Source organism: Acinetobacter haemolyticus, assembly GCF_003323815.1.
GTDB lineage: Bacteria > Pseudomonadota > Gammaproteobacteria > Pseudomonadales > Moraxellaceae > Acinetobacter > Acinetobacter haemolyticus.
This window is the reverse complement of record NZ_CP030880.1, coordinates 3,004,772-3,017,113: the sequence shown is the minus strand read 5'-3', so window position 1 is coordinate 3,017,113 and position 12,342 is coordinate 3,004,772. Positions and strand designations below refer to the sequence as shown.

12 protein-coding genes are annotated in these 12,342 nt (G+C 40.8%); 6 read left to right on the top strand and 6 right to left on the bottom strand.

The window, feature by feature from the left end; translation table 11 throughout:
* The first annotated feature begins 17 nt into the window (after positions 1–17).
* The 4 genes from DS737_RS13960 (at position 18) to DS737_RS13945 (ending at position 3,502) form a co-directional block, all read left to right on the top strand.
* Positions 18–692, top strand: coding sequence for an HAD-IA family hydrolase (locus tag DS737_RS13960; RefSeq protein ID WP_026057246.1), 675 nt, complete (start codon positions 18–20; stop codon positions 690–692).
* Between the two features lie 75 nt (positions 693–767).
* Positions 768–1,466, top strand: coding sequence for a helix-turn-helix transcriptional regulator (locus DS737_RS13955; protein ID WP_113997777.1), 699 nt, complete (start codon positions 768–770; stop codon positions 1,464–1,466).
* Between the two features lie 52 nt (positions 1,467–1,518).
* A complete protein-coding gene (locus tag DS737_RS13950; RefSeq protein WP_005083699.1) occupies positions 1,519–2,130 on the top strand; it encodes a glutathione S-transferase family protein in 612 nt (203 codons plus the stop codon).
* 319 nt (positions 2,131–2,449) lie between these two features.
* Positions 2,450–3,502: an MBL fold metallo-hydrolase gene (locus DS737_RS13945; protein ID WP_004637777.1), complete on the top strand. Its 1,053-nt coding sequence runs from the start codon at positions 2,450–2,452 to the stop codon at positions 3,500–3,502.
* Here DS737_RS13945 and DS737_RS13940 read toward each other — a convergent pair.
* The 3 genes from DS737_RS13940 to katG form a co-directional block, all read right to left on the bottom strand.
* On the bottom strand, positions 3,489–3,896 hold the full coding sequence (locus DS737_RS13940) for a DoxX-like family protein (RefSeq protein ID WP_100834076.1): 408 nt from the start codon (positions 3,894–3,896) through the stop codon (positions 3,489–3,491). The genes DS737_RS13945 and DS737_RS13940 overlap by 14 nt on opposite strands.
* Positions 3,893–4,333: a thiol-disulfide oxidoreductase DCC family protein gene (locus DS737_RS13935; RefSeq protein WP_005083694.1), complete on the bottom strand. Its 441-nt coding sequence runs from the start codon at positions 4,331–4,333 to the stop codon at positions 3,893–3,895. Before DS737_RS13935 ends, DS737_RS13940 begins: the two co-directional genes overlap by 4 nt.
* A 102-nt stretch (positions 4,334–4,435) precedes the next feature.
* Positions 4,436–6,637, bottom strand: a complete 2,202-nt coding sequence (gene katG / locus DS737_RS13930; RefSeq protein WP_113997776.1) for a catalase/peroxidase HPI — start codon at positions 6,635–6,637, stop codon at positions 4,436–4,438.
* 581 nt (positions 6,638–7,218) lie between these two features.
* Between katG and DS737_RS13925 the strand changes: the two genes are divergently transcribed.
* Positions 7,219–7,677 carry a hypothetical protein gene (locus tag DS737_RS13925; RefSeq protein ID WP_004637782.1) on the top strand — a complete coding sequence of 153 codons (459 nt, stop codon included), beginning with the start codon at positions 7,219–7,221 and terminating at the stop codon, positions 7,675–7,677.
* Between the two features lie 55 nt (positions 7,678–7,732).
* Here the strand turns inward: DS737_RS13925 and ptsP are convergent, their stop codons facing one another.
* Both ptsP and DS737_RS13915 read right to left on the bottom strand, forming a co-directional pair.
* A complete protein-coding gene (ptsP, locus tag DS737_RS13920; protein ID WP_113997775.1) occupies positions 7,733–10,027 on the bottom strand; it encodes a phosphoenolpyruvate--protein phosphotransferase in 2,295 nt (764 codons plus the stop codon).
* A gap of 91 nt (positions 10,028–10,118) precedes the next feature.
* Positions 10,119–10,595 (bottom strand): RNA pyrophosphohydrolase, encoded by a 477-nt coding sequence (locus DS737_RS13915; RefSeq protein WP_004637784.1) that lies wholly within the window; start codon positions 10,593–10,595, stop codon positions 10,119–10,121.
* 184 nt (positions 10,596–10,779) lie between these two features.
* On the opposite strand from DS737_RS13915, the gene DS737_RS13910 reads away from it, so the two are divergent.
* A complete protein-coding gene (locus tag DS737_RS13910) occupies positions 10,780–11,430 on the top strand; it encodes an HAD family hydrolase (protein ID WP_005083685.1) in 651 nt (216 codons plus the stop codon).
* Here the strand turns inward: DS737_RS13910 and DS737_RS13905 are convergent.
* The gene (locus tag DS737_RS13905; RefSeq protein ID WP_005083683.1) at positions 11,427–12,284 is read right to left on the bottom strand and encodes a LysR family transcriptional regulator; all 858 of its coding nucleotides are present in this window, start codon (positions 12,282–12,284) and stop codon (positions 11,427–11,429) included. The genes DS737_RS13910 and DS737_RS13905 overlap by 4 nt on opposite strands.
* Positions 12,285–12,342 lie beyond the last annotated feature (58 nt).

Sequence of the window (12,342 nt, the reverse complement as noted above, 5' to 3'; positions counted from 1 at the left end):
AAATTGAGAACATCATCATGCGTCAAAATGTGGAATTGGTGATTTTTGATTGGGATGGAACCTTGTTTGATTCTGTTGGGCAAATTGTGGCAAGTTTGCAGCATGCTGCACAACAATTTGAACAGCCGCTGAGCAATGACGCTGCAAAAAGTATTATTGGTTTGGGTTTGCCTGAGGTCATGCAAATCTTATTTCCACAAGTGCCTCATTTACAGCAGGATATTTTGCAATGTTATGCGGATCATTATGTGGCGAACTCGAAGGGTGATGTCTGGTTTAATGGGGTTGCTGAACTACTCGCAGATTTAAAGCAACAAGGTTTAAAACTTGCTGTTGCGACGGGCAAAAGCCGTAAAGGCTTGGATCGGGTGCTTGGACAAACCAATAGCCATGATATTTTTGATATTACCCGTGCGGCGAGCGAAACAAGATCGAAACCAGATCCATTGATGTTAAAAGAAATCATTTCAGAGATGGATGTGGCTGTGGATCGCGCCATTATGGTGGGAGATACCAGTTATGATCTTGAGATGGCACAAAATCTGAATATGCCAAGAATCGGCGTCAGTTATGGCGTGCATAGTGTTGAAACGTTACAACGTTATCAACCGCTTACGATTGCGGATAATGTGCAACAATTGCATGGTTATTTGCAAGGGATGATACAATCGACGGCACTCTCAGAGAGTTAAGTGGTTTAAGCATTACACCAAGGTGGGGGAGTATGCTCTCCCATCAAAAAATAATAACAAAGCAATAGGGAAGCCATGAGTCGCTCAATTCGTTTGCTCAATCTTTTGCAATTATTAAGAGAATATCGATATCCAGTAACAGCAAAGGTACTGGCGGAACGTTTACGGATCAGTCAGCGTAGTGTTTATCGTGATATTGAGAGCTTGCGAGAGCAAGGGGTAAATATTGATGCTGCTGCGGGTCTAGGTTTTCAACTTAAAGAAAACTTCTTACTTCCACCGATGACATTAAATGAAACCGAAATTGAAGCTATTTTCTTGGCATTAAATTGGTTAAGTGAGATTCCTGATCAAGCTCTAAAATCAGCATCAACTTCTGTATTGGCAAAACTGAATGCGGTACTACCCGCGCATTGTCAGCATCTATTAGAACAAACCACGCTAAGATCAATTCAAACATGGTTGCCTGTAGATGAGCAGTTAGTCGAGCAGGTTCGAATTGCGATTCGTCAACAAGTCAAAATCATGGTTGATTATGCCGATGAGCAGCAACGAGTCAGTTCAAGAGTATTGTGGCCATTTGCATTAGGATATTTTAATGATCGTATCGTTTTAGCAGCATGGTGTGAACTGCGTAATGGCTTTCGACATTTCAGAATAGATCGAATACAGCAATTGAGTTTAAGCCAAGAGTTATATCCTCATTTTAAACAACAACTTTTCCAACAATGGTGGAGACAAGAAGTTTGCCATTCGACTACTGACAAAAACTGACAATCACAAGTATTAAATTTAAATAAGACCAAATAAACAAGGAAATATCAAAATGGCTCTAAAACTATATACAAATTCTTTTTCACGTGGTGTTGTTGTCGATTGGTTGTTAATCGAACTGGGTATTGAATGTGAACGCATTGAAGTTGCTTTTGATACGGAAATGAAAACACCTGAATATTTAAAAATTAATCCTTTTGGGAAAGTACCTGTTCTGGTTGATGATGATGTGGTGATCTATGAGTTGGGGGCTATTTGCGCTTATTTGACCGATAAGTTTGCAGAGAAAGGCTTAGCGCCAGCGTTAAATGATCCGCAACGTGGTGTTTATTATCGTTGGCTATTCTTCATTTCTGGACCATGGGAAGCTGCTGCAACCGACCGTATGCTTGGTGTAGGGGTGAATCCTGAACAAAAGTCTTCAGTTGGCTATGGCGACTATGATGATGCTTATAATGCCTTTGTGATTGGCGTGGGTGAAGCTGCACCTTATTTATGTGGTGAGCAGTTTACAACGGCGGATGTGCTGGTGGCAGCTATGTTATTTTGGCAACTGAAAATGGAAGAAATACAACCTCATCCAGCAATAGCGCGTTATTTGGATCATGTGAGTAAGCGCCCTAGTTATGAGAAATTTGCTGAATTTTTTAGTCATGCTGGTTAAGGATATAGAATTGTTAGAAACAGTCGCTTGATGCGACTGTTTTTTTATGTGGTAAGGAAATTCGTGAAAATGCCCGTGTATATCATCTGGAATAAAATCAACCACCAAACCGTATGATAACGACGTGAAAATGGTATTGACTCGGTCAAAGAAAATCAGCATAACTAACAGCTTATGTTAGGATCAGAGCATCATTAAATTTTCTGAGATTGATACTTTTTGTATATGAGAAAAGCTTGGATTGACTTGATACTTAAAGCCTAAAGATCGAAATATTCCTATTATCCCATGCGATTGGATTTCACCATAGAAGACGTACATGAAAGATAAGCCGACATTAACCTATCAATTGCCGACACAATCTTGCTTGAGCCATACATGGATGAAGCCTCCATTTCCGCATGAGGCATCTGAGCATAGTGGTCTTGATCGTTTCTACAATCTAGAGCGTCCTTTGTCACCACTAGGTCGTAAAGGCTTGGTGAAATGGCTTGCCACACGGAAGTCCTTTACATGGCAGGTTGATCGTGCTCATGAGTTGAATCAGCGTAATCAAATTTTGGAGTTTCCCCAAAACCGTCCGCATGCAGATCTGAATGATTGGCAAATATGGTTTGTGGGGCATGCGACTGTTTTGATCCAAATAGGTCCGTATAACTTTTTAACAGATCCTGTTTGGAGTGAATATGCAAGTCCGCGGCAAGGACGTGGCCCTCAGCGTGCGTGTACAGCTGGAATTGCTTTAGAGCATCTGCCTTATATTCATGGTGTGCTATTGAGCCATAATCATTATGATCATCTTGATTTGGCGACTTTAGAATGGCTTCATCAGAAGTTTGAAATGCCGATCTATACGGGTTTAGGCAATGGTTATTATATGCCTGAACATTTGCATGTGATTGAAATGGATTGGTGGCAAGAAATTCCATTTCATGATGAATTGAAAATTGCGTATACACCTGCACAGCATGCCTCTGGGCGTGGATTGAGAGATCAGAATCGTGCATTGTGGGGCGGATTTTCGTTGCTCGCAAAAACAGGACATTGTTTTTTTGCTGGTGATACAGGATATGCTGGGCACTTTAAACAGATTCATGAGCGTTATGGTGATGCGAGAGTGGCATTGTTACCCATAGGCGCTTATGAGCCTCGTCATTTGATGCGTTATGTTCATATGAATCCACAAGATGCATTCCATGCACATTTAGACTTACATGCCCATCGATCTCTCGCAATACATTATCGAACTTTTCAGCTCACGGATGAAGATCGTGATGCACCAGAACAAGAGCTGATGCATGAGATGAAAGCATCCTCAAAATTAGTGAGCCCATTTTATTGTATTCGTGAAGGGCATTTTATTCGAGCTTGATCTCTTGTAGAGCATCAATACACCACAATGCAATAATTGAAAGGCTAATCAGTCCCAGATTCATGACGACAGGATTAAATGCTTGATAGATTTTATTTGGGTAAATCAATAAAACGAAAATGAATAACCCAATCAAACTGATAATATTTAACCTGTGTAAATATCGATGTGTAAATAATAAAAACATAAAACCGAAGCTAATTTCAGCGATCCCCGAAAGTGAAATTATCCAGAAGATATACTCTGAAGCTAAGCCCATGTATTGCCAAAAGTATTGTTCATCCTCTACTTTAAAAATTAATTTTGGAAATAAACCCTGATAAATCCATAGCAAGCCAATCATGACCTGACTTAACTTCAAAATATGTTGATGGGTTTGGATTAAGGTATTCATGAAACCATATCATTAGTTAAAAAATGGGCCGCGATTTCAGGTGTCATTCTGTAGCATTGTTCAGTCTTACCAAAAAGACGATAGCGGTTGAGGGCAACACGTCGGTATCCAAAATCTCGGATCACTTTGGGAATAAATTGAGTGTACTTAAGTGTTGAATATGGAAATGATAAGTGCTTAATAATTCTGATAAATGCAGTTGATTCTGTATATAGTTTTCCACGCTCCACTAATACCATTGTTTCAAAATGATCAGTAGGAAGTTGATACATCGTTAAAATACGTTGACCTATTGGTGACTGAACTGATGCTAACTTGAATTGAAGTTGAGGATCATTTTTCACCATGAAATCCGCCCATGCAGAACATAGTACACAATGAGCATCAAACAAGATGATGTTACTGTCTTGGATTATATGATTGAGTGAAGTCGTCATTGTTATTATTTTCCAGATTCATTGTTGTGATCATAGTTCAAAATCCAGCATAAAAAAATGAAGAACCATAAAAGGTTCTTCATTTCTCCATTTTAAGAGGATTTAAGCAAGATCAAAACGATCTGCATTCATCACTTTGACCCAAGTTTTCACAAAGTCTTTGACGAATTTCTCTTTGTTATCATCTTGAGCATATACTTCTGCATAAGCACGTAGAATTGAATTTGAACCAAAAACTAAATCCACACGGCTTGCTGTCCATTTAACTACACCGCTGTCACGTTCGACGATGTCATAACTATTGCGGCCTGTTGGCTTCCAGTTAAATTTCATGTCAGTGAGATTCACAAAGAAATCGTTACTAAGTACGCCAACACGATCCGTCAAGACACCTTGCGGGTTGTTACCATAGTTCGCACCGAGTACACGTAGGCCACCAACCAATACTGTCATTTCCGGTGCAGTAAGTCCCATGAGTTGTGCTCGATCTAATAGCAACTCTTCTGGCATTGTTGCATAGTGTTGCTTCTGCCAGTTACGGAAACCATCATGTAACGGTTCTAATGGTTCAAATGAGTAAACATCAGTTTGTTCTGCGGTTGCATCACCACGACCTGGGGCAAATGGTACAGTGATCTGTACACTTGCTTTATGCGCAGCTTGTTCTACGGCAGCCGTACCTCCAAGTACGATTAAATCAGCAATACTGACTTTTTTGCTTAAACTTGCTTGGATTGACTCCAATACACTTAACACACGTTGTAAACGCTCAGGTTCATTGCCAACCCAGTCTTTTTGAGGTGCTAAACGGATACGGGCACCGTTGGCTCCACCGCGGAAATCTGAACCACGATAAGTACGTGCACTGTCCCAAGCAGTTGTAATTAAATCTGAGCTAGATAAACCACTTGCAAGTAACTTCGCTTTAAGCTCTGCAATTTCGCTATCTGTCAAAGTATAGTCAACAGTTGGAATTGGATCTTGCCAAATTAAATCTTCTTGAGGAACATCTGGACCTAGATAACGGCTCTTTGGCCCCATGTCACGATGGGTTAATTTAAACCATGCGCGCGAGAATACTTCCGCTAAATAAGCTGGATCACGATAAAAACGTTCTGAAATTTTACGATATTCAGGATCGATTTTGAGTGCCATGTCGGCATCGGTCATGATCGGATTACGACGGACATTTGGGTTGTGGGCATCGACAGGCTTGTCTTCTTCTTTAATGTTAATGGGCTCCCACTGATGAGCACCTGCTGGGCTCTTGCGCAACTCCCAATCATAAGTGAAAAGTAGATAGAAAAATTCGTTATCCCATCGAGTTGGGTGAGTGGTCCAAGCGCCTTCGATACCACTGACCATAGTGTTTTCAGCATTGCCCGTTCCTTCAGAGTTATGCCAACCTAAACCTTGGAATTCAACATCTGCACCTTCAACGTCAGCACCTAAATTCTCTGCTTTACCATTTCCGTGTGCTTTACCGACAGTATGACCACCTGCAGTTAATGCGACAGTTTCTTCATCATCCATTCCCATTCGATCAAATGTGGTACGCATATCTTGAGCTGTGCGTAAAGGATCAGGTACACCATCAACGCCTTCAGGGTTGACATAAATGAGGCCCATTTGAACTGCCGCAAGCGGATTTTCTAAAGATTCACGGTCTTGATCATTGTCATAACGGTTTTTGGTTGCATCTAACCATTTTTTTTCGCTACCCCAGTACACATCTTTTTCGGGTGCCCAAATATCGACACGACCGCCAGCAAAACCAAATGTTTTCAGTCCTGCAACCTCATAAGCGACTGTACCTGCAAGCACAATTAAATCGCCCCATGAAATTTTATTGCCATACTTTCTTTTGATTGGCCAAAGCAGACGACGGCCTTTATCGGTATTGACGTTATCAGGCCAGCTATTTAGAGGTGCAAAACGTTGGTTACCAGTATTTGCGCCACCACGCCCGTCCTGTTTACGGTAGCTACCGGCAAGGTGCCATGCTGTACGCACCATCATACCAACATAACTGCCCCAATCGGCAGGCCACCAGTCTTGACTCGTATTGATGAGTTCTCGTAAATCTTGCTTGACGGCTTCTAAATCAAGTTCTGAAAAAGCTTTTGCGTAATCAAAATCAGGATCCATTGGATCAGTTTTTTTATCATGTTGATGTAAAATATCGAGATTTAAGGCATTTGGCCACCAAGCCATGGGGCCGCCTTGCATTTCTGTATTGCCGCCGTGGAGAACAGGGCATTGTCCTGATGTCGTATTGATTTGTGATTTATCGTTCTGGCTCATGATTCTTCTCCATCGAGATAACGCCTGAGTAACGTAATCTCGACTATTGGACCGTTCAAAGATATGAATGTGTAACCGCCGCATTGACAAAATCGGTATCGAAATCTCAGATGCCTAAATTGATGTGCAATGACTAAGTTCGCATTCTTTGTATTTTTACTCTAGGTTGATGACGTTTTTTTTTCCAATGGATTAAAGTTGATGTCTTAAGTGCTTTATTCGATTGAAACTGTTTAAAGCTTAAACAGGAATAGGAGATTTGTGGATGTGAAAATTGTTAAAAATGATAAAAAATGTTGAAAAATAAAAAGCTTAATTCATCTTTAATTTTTTATATAAAAAGTCGTTGTAATGATTAATGACCTAACTAAAAATAGATGAAATCGGTAAAAAAGCATGAAATAGACCTGTTGCAGTTATGTAAAAATAGTGAATTTATGCATATTTTTCTACACTTATTTTAATAAAGAGGCTCATTTAAGTTTCTCAATGAAATGCTAGGTAGGAGATATGTAAGTCACAAGAATTTGCAGGTTTACTATGATATTTTTGATTTTATCTTTTGAGGAGATTAAAAAATAATGAAAGCATTCGCAATAGGACTCGGTCTATCCTTAACAGCACTTGCAGGTTGTACATCTATGCCTGAAACAGATGGAGGTAAAGCAAACTCATTACAATCACTCAGTGTTGAGTTTGTGGGGCAAGGAACTTATGGCGTCTCGCCACAGCAAGGTACAGCAAGTTTGTATGCAGTAGATAGTCGTATGGCTGATGCGCCAGCAACGTTGATTCAGAAAAAGAAAATTCAAGTTTCTCAGATTCCTTTTACTGTGGATTTTACAATTCCAGCAGATCATAAAAAGCTGATTCAACCAGCGGTTCGAGCGGATGCTGAAATTACGTATTATGTGACATGGGAATCTGATCGTAAAAATCTTGCAGCTAAAGATACGATTGTGATTGACTATGATCGTCAATTTCCTCGTGTGAGCTTAAATCAAGGTAAGCAGCAAGTTTATCTTCGTGCTGCAAAATAATTATATTGATAAAGGGGACTCTGTCTGAACAGCATCCCCTTTGATGATGTTGCGTTTAGGCGCCGACTAAACGATTCGATTTGACCATATCAGCTAAACCATGTGTTCTGAAATAGTGTTCTAACCAACTTTTAATGACTAAAGGGTTATTCATTTGCAGAACGTCATCCAGTAGACGCTTCGCGTCACTCATTCGGACATGGCAAATCGCTTTACGTACTCTTAAAATATTACTTGAACTCATTGACAGTGTGTCAAAGCCCATTGCAATTAATAAAATAGCGGTTAATGGGTCACCTGCCATTTCTCCACAGACACTCACTGGTTTTTGGTGTGCCTGACAGTCGAGTGCTAAACGCTTTAATGCTCTGAGGACTGATGGGTGATAATGTGAATAAACGTTGGCAACATGAGGATTGTTACGATCAACAGCGAGTAAATATTGAGTTAAATCGTTTGAACCCACAGAGAAAAAATCGACTAATTCTGCAAACTCATCAATTTGAAAGAGTACACTTGGGACTTCAACCATAATCCCAATTTTAGGTTTATTGATTTTGACTTGTTCTTCTTCTTGAACTGCAATCCAGTCACGTTCCAATAAATACAGAACTTCCTCAACCTCACTGACACTGGTCACCATCGGCAAGAGGATGTGTAGATTGTTTAGACCAATACTTGCCTTTAGCATTGCCCGAATTTGAGCTGAGAAAATTTCTGGGTGGTCGAGTGTAAAACGCAGACCACGCCAACCTAAAGCGGAGTTTTCTTCTTCAATGCTAAAGTATGGTAGATCCTTATCTGCACCAATGTCGAGAGTTCGCATGGTGACAGGTTTATTGGCAAAATGGCTGAGCTGTTGACGATATATTGCTCGTTGTTCTTCTTCACCAGGAAAGCGATCACGGAGCATGAACGGGATTTCACTACGGTATAAACCAACGCCTTTTGCACCACGTTGCACGCCACGAACTACATCAATCATTAAACCCGTATTTACAAATAGCGGAATCGCAACGCCATCTGGGGTAATCGCATCTTTGGTTTCGTATTGCTTTAAATCTTTCGCAATTTGTTCTTCTTCTTTTTGGACTTCTTTATAGCGTTGACGTAAACGTCGTGGTGGATTAACGAAGATACGTCCTTGATAAGCATCGACAATCATCTCAATGTCATCAAGTGTGGTAATCGGTAATTCAGTCACCCCGACAACGGTTGGAATACCCAACGCACGTGCAACAATCACCATATGTGAATTGGCAGCACCTTCTGAGGTTACAATCGCCGCGATATTGTCAACAGGTAGTTCAACTAATGCAGCAGTACTGATTTCTTCGCCGATCAGGATACTATCTGGACTCAACTCTCGATGACTTGTATCATTTTCTTGTAAACAAGCGAGGATTCGACGGCCTAGATCTTTTAGATCAGATACGCGTTCACGCAAATAATCATCTTCCATTTGTGCAAATAGAGCAGAGTGCTTGTCGATGACTTTTCGTACGGCACCTTGTGCCCAGCTACCATCACGAATATGATCTTTGATCTCACTTGGAAGTGCATTTTCATCTAGCATTCGTAAGAACACACTAAACAGTGCTCGTTCTTCCGACATCAATGAATCTTGCATCTTTTCATCAAGTGATTGGATTTCTGCGCGAACAGCAACGATTGCTTGATCCAATAGTTCCAGCTCTTCACTGATATCATCAGCCTCACGATCTGGAATCGCAGTGAGATCTGCGGGTGGATACAATACGATAGCACGTCCTAAGGCAATTCCCCCAGCACCTGATACGCCTTGAAAGGTTTTGTAGCTAGGTCCATTACTTGGTTTACGGAATACATCAATATTTCCCACCGCATGCGCATGGGCAATAACACCTGAGAGCTGTGCACAAAGCGTAACGAGAAAAGATTCAGCCGCTTCACTAAAGTCTTGGGGCTCTTTCTTTTGTACAACGAGAACGCCCATTACCTTACGACGGTACATGACGGGAACGCCGAGGAAGGAGTTAAATAACTCTTCACCTGTTTCGGGTAAATAAGCAAAACGATCATGTTTCGGTGCATTGTCTAGGTTGACGATTTCTTCGCGTTGACCGACTAAGCCAACAAGCCCTTCACCTACATTTAATGCAACTTGACCAACAGATTCTGGATTTAGACCTTTAGAGGCCATGAGCACATAACGCTTATTACGCTCATCCAGTAAATAAATCGAGCACACATCCACATCCATTGCTTCTGCAACATGGTTGACCATAATGTCCAAAGAATCATGCAAACTGACGGACGCATTAATTTCTTGGACAATGCGTCTAAGGGTGTCGAGTTGCATGTTTGACATGGATGTTTACTCCAATTTATAAATCGTTATTGCCTAGTTATAACAGCTCTCTTGTCAAAAATCATTGCTTAAAGTGATGATTTATTAACGTTTAACGCTGAGGTAATTGTAAACACAACTCCATCATGGCCTTACGGTAAACATCACGTTTGAAGTTGACCACTTGACCCAAAGGATACCAATAACTCACCCATTGCCATTCGTCGAATTCGGGTGGGTCAGAGAGGTTTAACTGAATATGATGTGGCGATGCCGTCAGCTTCAGTAAAAACCACTTTTGCTTTTGTCCAATACATACCGGATCTGAATCTGACCGAATGTACCGATGTGGCAAACGATAACGCAGCCAACCTTTTGTTTGCGCTATAATTTGGACGTGTTCGGGCAATAAACCGACTTCTTCTCTCAGTTCACGATAAAGTGCCTGTTCAGGGGTTTCTCCAAACTGGATTCCTCCTTGTGGAAATTGCCAAGCATTGTGACCAATGCGTTTTGCCCATAAGACGTGTCCGTCATCGTTTGCCAAAATGATCCCGACGTTGGGTCGGAAACCTTCTGAGTCGATCATTTGGCTACCTAAATTTTGTCTATATCGTTGACTTTGATCTCGGGGACAGTCACGCTTGCACGTCCAACTCGTAAAAGATCAAAGTAAAATGTTTAAAATTGCTATGATCTTAACGAATTTTTAGTGACTTACGGAAATAGATTTACGTTTTTTTTCTTTAATTTGCATTTAAATGAGCATTTATATGAAATTGGCTTTGTTTGATTTAGATCACACCCTGTTAAATACCGATTCTGACCATTCGTGGGGTGAATTTTTGGTCAATGAAGGTTTAGTTGATCCAGTTCATCATCGTCAAATGAACGATAAATTTTATGAAGATTACAAAGCAGGGCAACTGGATCCGATTGCTTATAATGAGTTTGTTTTTGAGTTTTTAACCAAGCATGACAATAACTACTTAACCGATCTCCATCAGTTGTTTATGCAAAAAGTTATTCGCCCTAAAATGCGCCCAAAAGGTTTTGATGCCATTAAAAAACATCAAGATCTGGGACATGCGATTGTGGGAATTACCGCGACTAGTGACTTTATTACGGCACCAATTTTCCGTGAATTTGGTATTACTGAAATTATTGCGACCAATGCAGAAATAACCGACGGCAAATACACCGGCAAGGTGACTGGAATTCCATGTTATCAAAAAGGCAAGCTTGCGCGTTTAGATCAATGGTTAGCAGGACGTACGGTGAGTGAGTCTTGGGCTTATTCCGATTCAATCAACGATCGGTTCTTACTTGAATATGCGACCCATGCCATTGCTGTAAATCCAGATGATCGTTTGGAAAAACTTGCACAAGAACAACAATGGGACATTCAGGACTGGTCAATTTAAGTCATCATTTGGATCAGTTCCTCCGCCGCTTTCGATTGGATTCGTGCTGGATGCCAAACCATTCCTAACTGGCGATTCATGTTTAGATTCAAATCTAAGCGGGTGAGTTCATGATTGAGTAAGGTTTTTGGTAAGACTGACCAACCTAAACCGATCGAAACCAGCATTCTGATGGACTCTAAAGGATTATTACTCATGGTAATTCTGGGTTTTAATCCTTTTTTCTCAAACTCAGCCAAAGTGATTTGGCTGGTATAGGTATGTGCCGCAGGTAATAGGCTCGGATAGGCAATCAAATCCTCAAGTTGAAGATCATGTTGTTGGGCCAGTGGATGAAATGGTGCGGAGACGAAAACCAAAGGATCTTCCCAGATCGTGACATAATTAAGACGATCATCGCCGACAGGCGGCAAGGTCAGAAATGCCAGCTCCAATTCTCCAGCCAGTACTTGTTCATGAGCCTGTTCAGAATCAACAAAATGAACATCTAAAGTGACTTTGGGATAATGTTGCACAAACTTTTTTAATGGTTCGGCAAGATGATGCAGGCCAATATGATGGCTGGTACCGATTTTGAGGCGACCCTGAACTTGGGCTTGCTCATGGCTCAATGTATGATGAATCTCACCGAGTTCATTTAACCATGTTTTGACTTTGGGTAATAATGAGTGAGCAGCATGAGTAGGCTGAATTCCTCGTCCAGCCGATTCAAATAGTTTGACGCCAAAATAATCTTCTAAACTATGAATTCGTTTAGTGACCGCTGGTTGAGTAATGAAAAGCTGTTCAGCAGCAATTGAAATTGAACTTGTTTCCATAACTTTAACAAACGCTTCAAAGGCGGCAAGATTCATAATTTAGGCTCGAAAATCATTAAAATTTAGATGTTTATTTTTGATGGCTAAGCATATA